We start from the raw sequence: 15,703 nt of genomic DNA, 5'->3' as shown, positions 1-15,703 counted from the left end.
TTGGCCGCAGGGACGAATGGGAGACGGGATCGTGACGGACTGGACCTTCGAGGAACTGGTCGGAGACACCGAAGAGTTCTTCTCACGGCACTTCGGCGAGCGCCCGCTGCTGCGCCGCGGTGCGCTGGACGCCGCCCGCGCCCGGGAGCTGGTGTCGGTCAGCCGGCTCGACGACCTCGTCGCCATGGAGACCGTCCACCCCGCCTACATCCGCGTGGCCCGCGGCGGCCAGGGCATCCCCGGCAAGGCCTACACCAGGGTGGCCGCCGAGCATGGCGCCGCACTCACCGAGGCCGTCGTGCCCGAGCAGGTCTACGAGTTGTTCCGCTCCGGCGGCACAGTCACCTGGAACTACCTCCACCACTTCCTACCCTCCGCCCGCCGCCTGGTTCAGGCGTTCACACAGGCCTTCGCCGCCCCGGCCGAGGCGGTCGCCTTCCTCACTCCCGCCGGCCACGAGGGCTACGCCCCGCACCATGACCCGGTGGACGTGTTCGTCGTGCAGACGGAGGGCACCAAGCGCTGGCGGGTCTGGGAGCCGGCGGGCGAACGCCGCAGCGACCCTGCCACCTACCCCGACGGCACTCTCGGCGAGCCCGCTCTTGAAACCACCCTGTACCCCGGCGACGTGCTCTACCTTCCGTACGGCACCCCGCACGCCGCTGCTGCAGGGGACCTGGTCTCCCTGCACGTATCGGTCACCGTCACCCCCCGCCGCTGGCGGGATCTGCTGCGCGAGACGGTGGACGCGCTGACCGCCGGCGAGGACTTCGCCAACGTTCCCTACCTGGACAGCACGGGCACGGACAACGACCCGGTCGCTACCGCGCTCGCAGTCAAGCTCGGACTGCTCGTCGAACGGCTGGCTCAGGTGGACCCCGCCGCAGAGGCGGCACGGCTCACCACAGCAGGCCAGGAGCGGGCGGGCGCCTTTCGGCCCCGTGAGTTCGAGCGGCTGGCCTCCCTCTCCGGGCTCTCCCCGCAAGACCCGCTCCGACGCAGCAAGATCCCGGTCGCGATCGGCCCGAGCAACGGCGGCCGCACACAGCTGACCGTCAACGGCCACACCCTTGCCGTCCCGGATGCGGTGGCCGACACCCTCCGTCTGCTCGAGGGGGGCGGGTCGGTCCAGGCTGGGGAACTGCTCCAGGGCGCCCCCGCCCCGCGCTCCGTGCGCGCCGCCGAGTCCCTGACCCGGCTCGGCTTGCTGGAACCGGCCACCGTCAGGGCGGGGAGCGGGCCCCGATGACCACCGCCCCAACCGCTGTCCCGGCCCCCGCCCGCCCGTCCGCCGGAATCTTCGATCCCGCTGCCGAGACTCACGGCACCGAGCCCGAACTGTTCGACCTGTCGGTCCGCCCGCAGGATGACTTCCACCAGTACACATCGGGCCGCTGGGCCGAAAAATTCGTCCTGCCCGAGCACCGGGCCGAGGCCACCATGCTGTCCCTCCTCGCCGAACAGGTGCAGGAGGAGGTCGCCGCCCTGGTGCGGGCCCCCGGTACCGACCCGGACGGGCGCCGCATCGACGACCTCTACACGAGTTTCATGGACGAACCGCGGATCGAGGAGCTCGGCGTCCGCCCCCTCGCCAGCGACCTGGCCGCGATCCGCACCGTGCCCGACCGACGGGCACTCGCCCAGGTGCTGGGACGGCTGCAGGCGCAAGGCGTGACCGGCGCCGCCGCCCCCGCCGTCACCGTCGACGCGCGAGAGTACGTACTCGACCTCACCCCGTCCGGCCTCGGCCTGCCTTCCGCCTCGCTGTACCGCGAGGTGCGCAGCGGGCGCCTGCGCGAGCGGTACGCCGCCCATGTGGCAGCGATGCTCTCCCTCGCCGGGCTGCCCGACGCCGAAACGGCCGCAGCCCGCGTCCTGCGGGCGGAGACCCTGCTGTCCGGCGGGCACGTCCCGCCGGACAGCACGGGTGCCGGTGCCCCTAACGTTCCCCCGATGCCCGGCACTGCCGCCGAGCTGGCCAACCGGGACCGTGGGTTCCCCTGGCTGGAGTGGTTGGAGGAGCTCGGCCCAGTACCCGGTACCGCCCGGGTGCGGATCCGGCCCGCCGGCTTTCTGGACGCTCTCGAACACTGGTGGGCCACCACCCCGCTGGAGTCTCTGCGGCTCTGGCTGGTCTGGCGCTACGTCCACGAGATGGCCCCGTTCGCGCCACGCCGGATGTTCTCCGAGCACTTCAACTTCTACTGGCGGGACCTGACCGGCGTTCGCCGGCCCTGGCCGCGCCGGTTGCGGGCCACCGCCTTCGTCCAGACCGCTGCAGGCGACCTGGTCGGCGCCCGCTACCTGCGCACCCACCTGGACCCGCACACCCTTCAATCCGCCACCGCCCTGGTGAACCGGTTGGCCACCGCTTTCCGCGACCGGCTGGCCGGATCCGACTGGCAGAGCCCCGCGGGCCGGGCGGCGGACCTGGCACTGCTGGCCGACATGCGCTTCGACCTCGGCGGCCCTGCTACCAACGGTCACCTCCGTCCCAGCCAGCCCGGACCCGCGGCCGAGCCCGGCCCGCTGGTCACCGACCCCGCCGACCTGATTGGCAACGTCAAGCGCGGCCGGGCCCGGCTGTTCGCCCACCAGCTGAGCCGGCTCGCCGGTCCGCCGGACCCGGCCGAATGGCGGGTGCTGCCGCAGGCAGTCACCGCCTACTACCGGCACGGAATCAACCAGGTCGTGGTCCCGGCCGGACTCCTGCGGCCCCCGGTCTTCACCGCCGGGAAGGACCCGGCTCGCGACCACGCCGTGCTCGGCGCGATCGTCTGCCACGAAATGGCGCACGCCTTCGTCCGCGCCTGGCGCACCGGCGTCGACCGCACCGAGTTCGACCGCCGTACTGCCACGCTGGCGGCTCAGTACGACCGCTACGCGCCCGAGGGACCCGGCGGCCGCCGGGTCAGCGGGGCCCGCACGCTGGCCGAGAACATCGCCGACATCGCCGGTCTGACGGTGGCGCAGGCCGCGTTCGACGAGCACCTGGCCTCCCGCGGGGTGACTGGAGCCGCCCGCCGCCGTGAACTGCGCCGGTTCTTCGTGCTGTGGGCGTCGATGTGGCGTGGAAAGCGCACACCGGAACGGATGCGTGAGCGTTTGGAGAACGACACACACGCACCGCCCCGATTCCGCTGCAACGGCGTCCTCGGCCACATACCCGATTTCTACGAAGCGTTCGGGGTCGGCGAGGGCGACCGCATGTACATCCGGCCGGCCGACCGGTTCACGCTGATGGCGCCGAGGAGCGAATGAGATGAGCGACCAGGTCGGCCGACCTTGGAGAACCCCCATGCAGATCCTCGCCCTGACCGCTCTCAGCGACTACCCGGCGGAGCAGTCGGCCGACGGGCAGGTCGTCTTCCGGCCGGACCTCCAGGCCGCCGACGACGACGCGCTCGCAGCGGCCCTGAGGCGGTTGCGACCCCGTGTAATCCTCACCGACCGCGAGCTGTCGATGCCCGTGCTGCGGGCCTGGCACGCTGCCTGCGACGGGGTTCCGGGGGCCGTGGTGCGACTGCGGCGCGGGCCGTCCCGGAGCGGTGTCGGGGCAGGGCTTCCGACGATGCTCCCGGAACCGGGGCAGCGGCTCGCGCCGCTGGACGTCACGCTGTTCACGGCGGTGCGGACGGCTGACCGGGAGGCCGGTATGTACCGGGCGCTCGCGGTCGCCGAGCGATTCCTCCAGGAGCAGGCAAAGGAGGAGCTGCCCCCAGTGCGGCCGACCCGCCCGGCGGGGGCGCCCTCGGTGCTGCTCGTCGGGGCGGGGGTCGTCAACCTGGTCACGGCGCGGACCCTGCTGGCCCACGGCTACCGAGTGACGGTCGTCGACGCGGCGCCCGATCCCCGCCTACGGCGACCGTGGCAGGAGTACGGCTGCTCGCGTGGCGGCGGCAACGCCCGCATGTTCACGTACACCGAGATGGACGACTACCACAGCAAGAGCGCAGCCGACACTGAGAGCAACCTGGTCTTCGACCGGCCACCGGGCCAGCTCGGCTGGGACATCCGCCCCGACCCCGACAACCCGGACGGCGACCAGTCGTGGGTACGGGAGTTCAAGCGGGTGCCAGCCTGGCTTGCCCGCGCGTACAACGGCGACATCCTCGGTTTGAACCGGCGCGCCGGCGAACTGTGGAACGTCTGGCGGCGGTCGGCGCCCGAGCTGTTCGAGGGCTCGCACCTGCGCGAGGACATCCTGCGGCTCTATCAGGACCCAGACCAACTGGTCGCGGCGAACCGGCGCCAGCGGGGCGTCGGCGCCCTGCTGGCCGCGTTCGGCGCGGACGAAGTCCGCGAGCGGTTCCCGGGGCTCGCCGAGGCCGAGGGTGGCATCTTCGCGGGCGGGCTCCTCGTCCGCGGGTTCACCGTGAACGTCCACGACTTCATGGCCCGGCTGCTCGGCGGCCTGGAAGCGGCCGGAGCGGTCCTGCGATTCGGCCTGCGGGCGGAGCGGGTGCTCCGTGACGGCACGGGTGGCGGCGGCCAGGTGACTGGTGTCCTGACTGCTGACGGGCCACTCGTCCACGACCACTACGTGCTCTCGCCGGGCGTCGGTGGCACCGGGCTCCTGGCGGGCGGGCGGCTCGCGGGCCGGATTCACGGTGTCGTCGGCTGCTGGGCGACACTGCCGAACGTTGAGCCGGAGCTAGGCCATTCTCTCAAGGTGGCGCGCCGTGGGCATGTCGCGGAGGATGCCAACGTGACGGTCGGGCGGGACGCGGCGGGCCGTCCGGCTCTGATGATCGGCTCGGGGTACGGCTGGACCGGCGCCGATCCGCACAACATCGACGAGCAGAAGCTCGACGCCATCCACACGGCCGTGGCGGACACGGCACGCCGGCTCTTCCCGCGGGCCTTCGAGCAGGCAGGCGGCGAGGAGGGGCTACGGGCTACCCGGAAGCACTGCGTGCGGCCGTGGACCGCGTCCAACCTGGGCCTGTTCGACGTGGAGCGGGCGGAGCGGGGCGCGTTCGTCATGACCGGCGGGCACAACACAGGCGGGTTCGCGCAGGCCCCGGTGGTCGCCGAGGCGGTCCTGTACGCCCTGGGTGGCCGTCATCATCCGATGCACACCCTCTACCACCCGCTGCGGACGGAGCGCTTCCTCGGTGCCGTCGGCGGCCCGGGCTCCGGGACCCGCATCGCGGCGGACCGACCGGGAGCCCTCGCATGACGACCACTCAGGACAACGTACGGGAGGACACTAGGGACGTCGCCGAGGGTGGGTGGGCGGTCCGCGCGCGCCCCGACGGGGCGCGTCTGCGGGTCCTGCTGCTGACCTCCAACGACCCCCAGCACGCCTGGCTGCGGCGGCTCCTGGCAGACCGCCTCGACCTGGTTATGACGGTCGTGGAGCCGGGTGCGGCGCAGAAGCGGCGGTTGCGTGACAAGGGCCGCCATAGCGATCTGGCATATCGCGTCTACCAGGGGTGGCGACAGCGGCTGACCGGCCGAGCCCGGTGGCGGCGCGCCTACTTCGCCAGGCTCTCGGAGGGGCTGCCGGAGGCGGGTTCGCCGCTGCACCGGGTGGATTCCGTCAATAGTGCGGAGACCCGGCGGCTGGTGGCCGAAGCGGCTCCGGACCTGACGGTGGTGTGCGGGACAAGCGTTCTGGGGCGGCGGCTCATCGAGGCCACGCCGGGCATGATGGTGAACATTCATGGCGGCTGGCTGCCCGAGTACAAGGGCAACCACGCGGTGTACTTCGCCTACCGGGCGCAGGACTGGGAGCGAATCGGTGCGAGCCTGCACCTGGTGACGCCGACGCTCGACGCCGGCCCGCTCCTGGACCGGGTTACGCCGGGCTTCCTACCGGGTGACACCGACGAGCGGCTCTACAGCAGATCGGTGCACCACGCGGCGCTGCGGCTCGTTGAGCTGGCACTCGTCCTGGAGGAGGGTCGGTCGCTGACTGTGCGGCCGCAGGAGGACAAAGGGACGACATACAGGCACCGGGACCGGCGTCCACTGCCGGAGCTGCTGCTTGTGCTGCGGCGGGCGGTAGGGGCCCACCGGCTTCCGGCGGAGTCCGTACGGTCTGTACAGGAAGCCCTGGGCGGTCGGGAGGAGACGGGCGAGCGGGCCGCGGCGCAGATCGCCGCGCCGGGCCATCTGCTCACTTGGGACGACATGCTCCGGCTCACCGATCGGCTGACTGCGACCCGGAATGTCGCGAGCAGGTCGTCCGGCGGGCGGGCCGGTTAGATGTGCGGGTTGTTCGGCATGGTTCTCGGCCCCGGCGGGGACGGTGCGGCGGCCTGCCGCGTCTGTGTGGAGCTGGGCGGTCTCGCCGTGGAGCGGGGCTGGGATGCGGCGGGCCTCGCCCTGACCGTGTCCGGTCCTGTCGTCCCGGTGGCGCGGGTGGAACCGGCCGCGGCCGATACCACGCGGGGCGGCTGGCGGATCGTCAAGCGGCTGGACCGCTTCGACCGGGCCGACTGGCCGGTACGGGACGTCGGCGCCGGCCCGGGCGGGGCGCGGGTGGTGCTAGCTCACACCCGCTTCCCGACGCAGGGCCGTACGCCCCGTTTAGTGAACACCAGTCCACTCGCGGTGGGTCAGCTGATCGGGACGCACAACGGGGACGTCGACGTGGCGGTTCTGCGCGCTCGGTACGCGCTGCCATCGCCGGTCGGGGAGACCGACACCGAGGTGCTGTTCCAGGCCCTCGACGGGGCGGCGGGCGTGCGGGAGGCCGTCCTGGAGGTACTGCGGCACTGTGTGGGGCGGGCCGCCCTGGTTTGGGTGGACCGGCGCTTTCCGGAGCTGCTCTGGCTGGCGCGTACGGCGATCAGTCCGCTGGCGGTGGCCTTCGCCGGGGACGGAACCCTGTACTGGGCGTCGAACCCAGGCTGGTTCGGCGCGGCCGCGCGGGCCGCGGGGGTGCGGTTCTCGGGACGGGACGTTTGGCTCGTACCGGAGGGGACCTTGCTGGTGGCCGATCTGTCTTGCGGGCGGGCCCGTCTGAAGGAGTCCCACTCCTTCGTGGCAACGGCGAGGCCCTCGGACGAGCGGCTGCTCGACACCGTCGCGCACTTGGGGTTCAGCGCGGAGCACCGGCAGGCCGACCGGCGTCTGGCCCGGCACCTTACCCGCCCGGACGCGCCGCTCACGGCGGCGGCCGGTGTCGGCGCGGGTGCCGGTGTCACTCCGGCGAGGCCGACAGGTAGCCCTGCCGCACCGCGTGGACCGCGGCCTGGAACCGGCTGCGCGCGTTGAGATGGGTCAGCAGACCGTTGGCGATGCGCCGTACCGTGCGGGTGGAGACGCCCAGGCTGTTGGCGATCGACTCGTCAGTACGACCCTGGGCCATCAGGCGGAGCACCTCGAGCTGTTGCTTGTCGAGCGAACCGGGAGAGCGGCGCGGGCTGGCGCCCAGCGGTTCGGCGGTCTGCCAGACGTGGTCGAAGAGAGCACAAAGCAGGGCGATCATGCCCGGGCTGGTCACGACGACGGCACCGTCGGCCGTGTTCTCGGTGTTGGCGGCGATGAGTGCGATCCGCCGGTCGCAGATGATGATTCGGTTGGGCAGGGTGGGCACGGTGCGGATCTGGGCACCCAGGCTTTCCAGCCATTCCGCATGGGCGACCGTCGCGGCATCCCGGCGGATGCTGCTCAGGTAGATGGTCCGCATGGTGATGTCGCGGTCCAGGAGTCGCTGGTTGAGCGGGCGAGAGGCCCGCATGTTCTCGGGGCTCTGCGGGCCGCCGGGGGCGAAGGTCAGGAACTCCTCGCGCACCTCGCTGTTGATGGCCTCCAATTGGTCGCGGATCTCGTCGATGCCGGCGAGGTACTGCATGCCGACCTTGGAGGTCGGGGAGTGCCGGTGGGAGTACTCTGCGAGGAGCTCGGCGACGGCGGCCCGGGAAGCCTCCACCTGTTGGGTCTGCGCCGCGAGTTCGGCCTGCTGACGAGCAACCAGGGCTTCGAGTCCGAGGATCGGATTGACCGGGCGGACGGTAGAGGTGTCCTCGGCGGAGACGCGCACGAGGGCGAGTTCGCTCAGCCGGTGCAGGGCCCGCCGTACCTCGTCTTCGCTCAGGCCGAGTCCGGCTGCCCACTCGGGAACGTCCTTCTGCGGGTGCTCCAGCATGCACCGGTAGACAGCTTCGGTGACCGCATCTATCCCCAGTTTAGAAAGCATGGGTATTGCTCCTGTTGAACATATACTCCGTCCCCGTGAGCGAAATATTGGATGCAGAGTATCCGAGCCGCCACCCGATTTTCTAGAATTGCCCCGACAAATGCTTTCCATAGGGAAGCATTCGGTCAAACCGGGCATCCTTTGCGGACCGGTCTCGTGCCTCCGCTGCTTTGCGAGGTCTCTCACCATGTATCTCGTCCATGTGCACCTCGACCCTCATCCTGGCAGTGACCTACTGTCGGAGGAGGATGCGACCCGTCTGGCCGCAGCCGCTGCTACCACCAGTGCCGACGTAATCCACGTCGCCGTCCACGGCGACGCCCGTTCGCATCCCGTGGTCGGGGTGTTCCTGCGGGCGGCCGATATCGAATCCGCCGAAGCCGCAGCCGCCGAACTCTGGCGGCGTGCGGCCGATGGGCACCCGCGGTTGCGGGACTGGCGTTTGCGGCGCGCCGAAGTTCCGCTCGTTATGCCGCTTCTCGAATGGTGGGAGCCGCCGGCTCCCGAGAATTAGAACGTGGAGCGTGTCCTCAGGCGGACATGGCCGCTTTGCCCGCCCCCGGGGACCTTCATCGCAGCCCCTCGACGAACGAGACTCTTCTCGGGCACAGCCCTTGACGTAGTGACGTACGGACGTAGGAGTGGAACGAGGATGCGACGTACCAAGGTTCTGGGGACGGTTCTCGCACTGTCGGCGGCTCTCGTGGCGGTGGCCACGTCTGTCACCGGCGACTCGGGGTGGCAGCGCGCCGAGATCCTGGCCAGCCAGGCGGAAGACTCCGGCTGGCAGAACCCGGGCCCCCGGATAGCGACCGGCACCGACGGTCCGAACGACGACGCGGGCTGGCAGTGACCTACCCCTCGCTTGTCCTGCCTCCCACAAGCCGACCCGGAGCCGTCGTGAACTCATCCCGCAGCAACTCGGACTACGTGCTCAAACTCCGTAACGAGGTGCTCCAGGGGCCCGTCGAACTCGTGCCCGTGCACGACCTCACGCTGGGCGGCTCACCCCGGCTCTCGGGCGAGGTCGCGGAGTACGTACGGACCCTGAGCGAAGCTCCTGGTGAACTGCCGCCGATCCTGGTGCACCGGGGCACGATGCGCGTCGTCGACGGGGTGCACCGCCTGCGGGCAGCGGTCCTGCGCGGGCGTACGCACATCGAAGCGCGCTTCTTCGACGGCAGCGAGGACGACGGCCACCTCTTGGCCGTGGCGGTCAACGTAGCCCACGGGATGCCCTTGTCGATGAGCGAGCGCTCGGCCGCGGTCGAGCGGATCCTCGCGGCGCACCCCGACTGGTCCGACCGGGCCGTGGCGGCGGTCGCGGGCATGTCGGCGAAGAAGGCTGCGGATATCCGCCGGCGGCTGCTCGGGCAGGAACACCGGCCGACGGGCAGCCGGATCGGCCGCGACGGCCGGGCACGGCCGGTGGACCCCGCGCACAGGCGGGAGATCGCGGGGAACCTGCTGCGGGCGCATCCGGAGGCATCTCTGCGCGAGATCGCGCGGCGGGCCGGGATCTCGCCCGCGACGGTCTCGGACGTCCGTGATCGGATGCGGCGCGGCGAGAGTCCCGTACAGGCCAAGCAGGGGCGGCGCATCCGTCTCGCGCCGGCCGCGGAGCCCATGGGGAGCGTCCTGGCCGACGAGCCCATGGGTCTCGCGCCGGCCGCGGAGCCCATGGGGAGCGTCCTGGCCGACGAGCCCATGAGGAGCACCCTGGCCGCAGGACGGGGGCCGGGTGCCGCAGGGGGTCCGGGGCGGACGCCGACCGAGCTGGTCGGGCTCTTTGAGTCGCTGCGGCGGGACCCGTCGCTGCGCCTGAACGACAGGGGGCGGGCCGTCCTGCGGATACTCGACGCGTGCACCGCCTTCGCCCGCAACCGGGAGGACATCGCCGCGTCCCTGCCACCGCACTGCCGGAGGGCGGTGGCCGAGCTGGCCCAGGGGTATGCGCACACGTGGCTGGAGTTCGCGGGTGACCTCGCCGACGGCGGCACTCTCAGGAAGGCGGGACAAGCAGCATGACGGAACGGACCGGGCTGTGCTGACAGCGGCTGTGAGGCTGTGATGTCACTGGGATGTTCGGCGTTGTGTGGCACTGTTGTGTGAACAGGCACGCCCATGACAGCCAGTCATTCTCGCGATGAGCACCTGACACCAGCAGCTCGGTCACCTCGCGACAGCCATGATCACTATCTCTGCGTAGCACGAGCAGGAAGATCCATCCCGTCTCTGCTGACGCCATCCAGTGCCACCACCGCACCCATTCACAGGTCGCCACGAGAACGTCAGTCGGTTTGCCACGGGTATGTCAGTGGGCTTTCAGCAGCTAGTGCTGCGACCGGAAAGGTTCACCGGGTCACGACCCCCGGCACGGCACCTCGCCGCGTTGTCGGACCGCGCAAGTACGTCCAGTACGAGCTGCGGCCCTCCGCCTTGCGATGCACCGCACCGGACGCCGCGACCCGGCAAACCTTTCCGGCCACAGCACTAGCGCACCAAGCACCCCTTCGCCGGCGGGCTGTCCAAGCAGACCGCGAACCAGCTGATCGGCTACCTGCTCCTCGACACCGCCGACCGCTATCGGCTCGACACCCTGGGCCTCTACCTCACCCGCTCCGGCGTCCTCGCCAGCTGGCCCGTAGAGGAGTACCTCAGCCTCCTGGACACCTGCCGCCGCGACCTGGCCGTGCTGCGCACCGTCGTCGCTGAACTCCTCGCCAGCTGCCAGGCCGACGCCATCCCGTACGACCAAGAGGAAGAGGACCAAGCCAACGAACTGCTGGCACGCCTGCCCCCGTCATCGGAGCCGGCCACTGCCCGGTCTGCGCCCAGCCGCTACCCGCCTCCGCCCGCCGCCCCCCGCATGTACTGCTCCCGCTGGCGCACCGGGCGCGCCTCCACCATCCGCAAGCGGCAGCACCCGGTACCGGGGCGCTCCGCGGCCGCTGTACCGCGTCCGCGGAAGGAGGTGCTGGATCCGGCCGAGGACTGAGTGGTTGTAAGCCTCCCCCACCCCGTGTCCGCAGGTAGGGGGCTGTGCGTGTGACCCAGTTAGACGGAGCTCGCGCCCGTGCTTCCGTACGCCTGACACCTGCCCGCCGACGCGGAGGGCGATGGTCATGGGCGAGCACGACCAGGACCAGGAAGCCGTCGCCGAACCAGCGCGGCCGCCGCTGACCGCGGCGCAGGACCGGAGGTGACGGCGGGGCTGCGCGGCTCGCTGGACCTTCACTGGCAACCCCGAGCTGCGTGTGACTTTGATCGGTGGTTGGCGGCTGCGTGAGGAATCGGCGCCGGTAGCTTGAGTGCGTTGATTGGTAGTTGGCGGAGTTGTTGATCGCTAGTTGGCGGCTCGTGGTGGCTTCGTCGATGAAACGCGAGAACGGTTGATGCCGAGTTCAGGCAACAGATGTTGATCAAGCGGGTCCAGAATGTTGTCGAGTTCCGAGAACAGCTCGCCGAGAGACGGCGTTGTCAGTGGGTTCTGCCAGGGTGTGCTTCATGGATGAACTGGTGGAGCGTGTCGACTGTCAAGATCGTGTCCTGGGGGTGGTCACCCGTCGGCAGGCCATCCGGGAGGGGTGGCTGCATCGAATCGCCTCGACGGTGTGTCGTGATGAGCGTGGCCGGATCCTCGTCCATCGGCGGTCGGAGCATCTGTCGCGCTTCCCCGGGCTCTATGAGGTCGTGGTCGGTGGCGCCGTGGATGCCGGCGAATCCTATGAACAGGCTGCCGCGCGGGAGCTGGTCGAAGAGCTGGGCATCCGTGGCCTGCCGCGCTTGCTGTTCACGTTCATCAACCGCAGCGGCTTGAGCCCTCACTGGCTCGGCGTGCATGAAGCCGTGGTTCCCGACGCTGTGACCCCCGATCCCGATGAGGTCGCCTGGCATGGCTGGCTGACCGAGTCGGAGCTTCACTCGGCCCTGTTGGAGTGGCGCTTCACTCCCGACAGCCATGAAGCCTTCAGCCGGTATCTCGCGTTCCGGACCACGCAGTCCTGACCTTTCCCGCCTCTTCGATCGGGCCCCTCAGCCCAGGGACTGTTCGGCTCGGGCGCGAGTGGTCCCGAAGCAAGCACCCAGGTGTTTCCAGAACCCAGCGACATCACTCTCCCGTGGATCCGGGCGTTCTCGCTGCTGAGCGACGGACGTTCTCCAAACTCACCTGCAAAGCCACTCGTGGCCGTTGTGGTCACGGTTCGTGTTCTCCAAGAGTCGATGGTCAAGGATTCGCTCACTGGTCACTGCTGGTGGCGAGCGCGTGCGCGTGGTTCGTGAGAGCCGATCGCAGTTCGAGGTAGTAGGGAAAGCCGCGAGGCCAAACGAGGCGGTGCCGGATGAGGCCCTTCGGGCTGGCCTGGGCAGGCTCGGAGGCGTCGGGGCCAAGGTCCCGGCTCGTTGGAGCGAGGCTCATTTCGCTGCCGGTGAGCTGAGACCAGATGAACTCGGAAGCGCATTCCTGAAGCAGGCCCTCGACCTCGTGTTCGGGGATGTTCCAGCGGTTGCGGTGGGGGCGGGGCAGCCCAGCCTGGATGACGCCCCAGGCTGCGGGGTCCAAGGCCCAGTCGGCGAAGCGACAACGTCGGGCCCGGTAATCGATAGGTGCCCGAAGGTGGGAGATGTGCTGACCGAGCCCTTCGAGGGCGGGCACGAGGTCTTCTTGTCGGTGTTGGTAGCGGTGAAGGGGGTGGAGCTTCCGTTTGTGGACGTCGGAGAGATGCCAGTCATCTGGGATGCCGAGGAACGCAGCAGCACCGTCCATCTGCATTCCTGTGGCGATCTGTACGAGTTGAACTGCCGCGAAGCGACGGAAGACGGCGCTTCGGGCGAGGGCTGTCCCGCCGCTGTGCGTGACCATGACGGTGAACCAGTCATCCGGGAGCCATTGGGGAATGTGCTCGGGGAGGTAGCCGCGGTCTCGGACGGCGGCGATCGGCTGGCGAGCGCGCTGCCATGTGGGTTTGCCCCACCCGTGCGGTCGGGACGAAGGGTGGGGGCAGCGAGGCCCGGACCTCCTTCGTGAACGCAGGGACCTCGCGTGTGCGGATCATGGTCCAGGTCCGTCCCCAACCGAGTGCCGAGGGTGGGGGAGCGTTTCTGAGCAGGGCGTTGACGGCCTGGCCGAAGGCGGCCTGAGGCAAGGCGAGCAACCGGAATGAGATGTCCATCAGAGCGGCCGTTGCGAGGGCGGTGAGTGGCGGCGTCGTCCAGAGGCGGCGCTGTTGGGCCGCAGTGCGTGAGCCGGGATCCGAACGGCGTTGCTGATCGACCTGCCTGATTCCCCTCCTGCGGGATGGGTATGCAGGGATCTGACACACCGCGCCCCCACACGAAAGCGGCGCCGCTTCCTCGTGATGAAGGCGCGGCGCCGCTTCGGCGGGTAGGACCGGCCCTACCCGGCGGCGCGGACGGCCCGGAGAGGCGCCTGCGGCTGACGCTTCGGCGGGGGCGTCTCGTACAGGGGGGCGGTGATCTCAGGCAACTCGCCAGTGGCGATGCGCTCGGAGGCGTCCTCGATCGCTTCCACGAGCTCCTCTTGGGAGGCGTAGGAGGCGATGTACGGGTGGAGGTAGTACGTGCGGTACTTGCGGTCCTCAGGCCTCAGCACCAGGTTGCGGCTCTCCAGCAGCGCCATTGCGGTGTTCGCGGAGTTGCGGGAGAGGCCCACACGGGCCCCCAGCTCGGCCTGGGAGGCATTCACCTCACCGCCGGGCTCCTGGCGCTCGATGAGGGCGCTCAGCAGCTCCATCGCGGCCTTGGTGAGGTCCAGCCGGTACAGCATTCCAAAACCGGCGCTCGCCTGGATCAGCATGCCCGCCCCTCCTTGTCGACAGCCTCATCGTCCCCGTTCTCGGATCCAAGCTCCAGCTGCACGCTGCGCGGTGCCGGCGGCGGCTTCACTTCGGGGAAGGCGCCCTCCGGCGCTCCCCGGCGCAGGGCCTCCAGGATCTCCTGCTGTACGTCGCCGTTGCCCTCGAAGCCGAGCAACGGGTTCACGAAGATGAGGCCGGTGTCGACGCGCTGGAGCATGTGCCACGTCTCCAGCCGCCCCAGCGCCCGGGTGACGTTCGACCGCTCCACGCCCAGCTTGGCAGCGATTTTCTTGTGCGTGGCCTTCAGCCATCCCTCGCGCTGGCGGCCGATGCACCACAGCAGCACCGCGGACTGGATCGGCGACATGCCGTGCTGGGCGATCAGCACGGCCAGGACGTCGGCGAGGAAGTCGTTGGAGACCACACTGTAGCCGGACCGCCCGTACATCTCATGCGGCGCACGGTACGTGTACCGGACGTTGACGTCCATCTGCTGCACCGGCCGCTTGCGGGTCGGCGGCTTGATGTCCTGCCCCAGCCGAGAGGACAGGGTCTCGCGGAAGGCACTGTCGCTACCGGGCTGAACAGCGGCGATCCGGCCCGTGCTGCGGCCGGAGGCAGGGCGCTTGGGGCGGGGGGCCATCGACGGTCGTCCTGTTCCTCGATCTTGGGGTGGCAACGGACCCTAACAGTTGTCCAACCTCAGTTGGCTGATTTGTACATGCTGGCGTGGCGCTTTAGTGTCGCTGCCGACACGGCCGATTCCGGGCCTGTTTCCGGGGAACACGCCCTCACCAGCAACGATGCACAGTTGTACAAGACAGCTTGGCGAATATGGGTGCCGGTGTGGCACCACGGACACATTTCCGCAGGTCAATGTGTCAGCGCCGACACATACCCCTCCGAGAAACCGCAGGTCAGGAGCGGTTTCTCGGAGCAGCCCTCTTTTCCCTAAGACGCACGTGCGCGAGGCTTCGACAACCACCAGGGCCTCGCGCACGAAGGCGCCGACGCCGGCCCCAGGCGCTGAAGGCCCGCAGCCGACGGCAGGCCCCTCAGCGCCGGCAGGTGCGCACGCAGCTGGTGGCCCGTCCCGGTAGCGACACTCGGTTGTTCGTCCCTGCTCACTTGCGAAGGCCCCCAGCTCCCTCTGCAGCGCTCCGCGCGGCCCGCATCCTGTCCCGCACACCTCCAGGTCTCTACGGTCCTTCACGGGCCACTCGCTGCCATCCCTCTGCTGCGAAGCTCAACTCCACCACGTCAATTCTGCTCAGCAGCTAATCCGCTACCATCTAATACCGCGCTGGATTTACTGAACTCGGGGACTCGACCCACCTCTGATTTACATTTCTCCTGCGGCTATGGCGGTCCGTCTATTCGCCATTTGTGGCGGAATGCTGGGTGTCATCCATTCCAGAACCAATCTAGCTCTCAATTTGACGCATTGGTCTCCGACGCGCGGAGCTGGCCTCCCCCGTCTGAGTGGTCGGCCCCCATGCTCCTGCTCTTTCCCCGACGGCCCGTCACCCCCTGCCTTCTACTGCCGCTTGGGCCTAACCCCCGTCCGGTCTGATGGCTGGTCTACTGCCTGCCTGGTCTGTGCCCGTGCGGAGCGCGGGCGGTGGCTGGAGCGGAGCGGAGGCCACGGGTCGGCCGGAGGCCGACCCCCGGGGCGCCGAAGGCGCCCCGGCTCCAATGCAGTTGGCGGGGACGCGGAGCGGCCCCGCCCGGC

Annotated in this window: 14 protein-coding genes; 10 read left to right on the top strand and 4 right to left on the bottom strand. The window is 69.9% G+C overall.

The window, feature by feature from the left end; translation table 11 throughout:
• Positions 1 to 31 precede the first annotated feature (31 nt).
• From AB0B01_RS12155 to AB0B01_RS12135, 5 genes are read left to right on the top strand one after another with little or no spacing between them, the layout of a single operon-like run.
• On the top strand, positions 32 to 1,249 hold the full coding sequence (locus AB0B01_RS12155; RefSeq protein WP_361716291.1) for a cupin domain-containing protein: 1,218 nt from the start codon (positions 32 to 34) through the stop codon (positions 1,247 to 1,249).
• Positions 1,246 to 3,261: a M13 family metallopeptidase gene (locus AB0B01_RS12150; RefSeq protein ID WP_361716288.1), complete on the top strand. Its 2,016-nt coding sequence runs from the start codon at positions 1,246 to 1,248 to the stop codon at positions 3,259 to 3,261. The genes AB0B01_RS12155 and AB0B01_RS12150 overlap by 4 nt, the downstream gene beginning before the upstream one ends.
• A gap of 1 nt (position 3,262) precedes the next feature.
• A complete protein-coding gene (locus AB0B01_RS12145; RefSeq protein ID WP_361716285.1) occupies positions 3,263 to 5,182 on the top strand; it encodes an FAD-dependent oxidoreductase in 1,920 nt (639 codons plus the stop codon).
• Entirely contained in the window at positions 5,179 to 6,213 is a 1,035-nt protein-coding gene (locus AB0B01_RS12140) for a formyltransferase family protein (RefSeq protein ID WP_361716278.1), read from the top strand. The genes AB0B01_RS12145 and AB0B01_RS12140 overlap by 4 nt, the downstream gene beginning before the upstream one ends.
• Positions 6,214 to 6,231: 18 nt before the next feature.
• A complete protein-coding gene (locus AB0B01_RS12135; protein WP_361716548.1) occupies positions 6,232 to 7,227 on the top strand; it encodes a hypothetical protein in 996 nt (331 codons plus the stop codon).
• Here AB0B01_RS12135 and AB0B01_RS12130 read toward each other — a convergent pair.
• Complete coding sequence (locus tag AB0B01_RS12130; protein WP_361716275.1) at positions 7,154 to 8,152, bottom strand: helix-turn-helix transcriptional regulator; 999 nt, start codon at positions 8,150 to 8,152, stop codon at positions 7,154 to 7,156. The genes AB0B01_RS12135 and AB0B01_RS12130 overlap by 74 nt on opposite strands.
• Before the next feature lie 187 nt (positions 8,153 to 8,339).
• Between AB0B01_RS12130 and AB0B01_RS12125 the strand changes: the two genes are divergently transcribed.
• From AB0B01_RS12125 to AB0B01_RS12105, 5 genes are all read left to right on the top strand, one after another.
• Positions 8,340 to 8,666 carry a hypothetical protein gene (locus tag AB0B01_RS12125; RefSeq protein ID WP_361716272.1) on the top strand — a complete coding sequence of 109 codons (327 nt, stop codon included), beginning with the start codon at positions 8,340 to 8,342 and terminating at the stop codon, positions 8,664 to 8,666.
• A 138-nt stretch (positions 8,667 to 8,804) separates the two neighbouring features.
• Positions 8,805 to 9,005 carry a hypothetical protein gene (locus AB0B01_RS12120; protein ID WP_361716269.1) on the top strand — a complete coding sequence of 67 codons (201 nt, stop codon included), beginning with the start codon at positions 8,805 to 8,807 and terminating at the stop codon, positions 9,003 to 9,005.
• Between the two features lie 47 nt (positions 9,006 to 9,052).
• Positions 9,053 to 10,180: a hypothetical protein gene (locus AB0B01_RS12115; RefSeq protein WP_361716266.1), complete on the top strand. Its 1,128-nt coding sequence runs from the start codon at positions 9,053 to 9,055 to the stop codon at positions 10,178 to 10,180.
• A gap of 664 nt (positions 10,181 to 10,844) precedes the next feature.
• Positions 10,845 to 11,150 (top strand): hypothetical protein, encoded by a 306-nt coding sequence (locus AB0B01_RS12110; RefSeq protein ID WP_361716263.1) that lies wholly within the window; start codon positions 10,845 to 10,847, stop codon positions 11,148 to 11,150.
• Positions 11,151 to 11,659: 509 nt separating this feature from the next.
• Positions 11,660 to 12,160, top strand: a complete 501-nt coding sequence (locus AB0B01_RS12105; RefSeq protein WP_361716260.1) for an NUDIX domain-containing protein — start codon at positions 11,660 to 11,662, stop codon at positions 12,158 to 12,160.
• A gap of 232 nt (positions 12,161 to 12,392) precedes the next feature.
• Here AB0B01_RS12105 and AB0B01_RS12100 read toward each other — a convergent pair whose 3' ends face one another.
• From AB0B01_RS12100 to AB0B01_RS12090, 3 genes are all read right to left on the bottom strand, one after another.
• Positions 12,393 to 13,016 carry a hypothetical protein gene (locus AB0B01_RS12100; RefSeq protein ID WP_361716257.1) on the bottom strand — a complete coding sequence of 208 codons (624 nt, stop codon included), beginning with the start codon at positions 13,014 to 13,016 and terminating at the stop codon, positions 12,393 to 12,395.
• A 534-nt stretch (positions 13,017 to 13,550) separates the two neighbouring features.
• Positions 13,551 to 13,970: a hypothetical protein gene (locus AB0B01_RS12095; protein WP_361716254.1), complete on the bottom strand. Its 420-nt coding sequence runs from the start codon at positions 13,968 to 13,970 to the stop codon at positions 13,551 to 13,553.
• A complete protein-coding gene (locus tag AB0B01_RS12090; RefSeq protein ID WP_361716251.1) occupies positions 13,964 to 14,614 on the bottom strand; it encodes a helix-turn-helix domain-containing protein in 651 nt (216 codons plus the stop codon). Before AB0B01_RS12090 ends, AB0B01_RS12095 begins: the two co-directional genes overlap by 7 nt.
• Positions 14,615 to 15,703: the final 1,089 nt, after the last annotated feature.

This window comes from Streptomyces sp. NPDC044571 (assembly GCF_040647115.1).
Classification (GTDB): Bacteria; Actinomycetota; Actinomycetes; order Streptomycetales; family Streptomycetaceae; genus Streptomyces.
The sequence above is the reverse complement of the archived record's forward strand: the minus strand, read 5'-3'. Positions and strand labels throughout refer to the sequence as shown.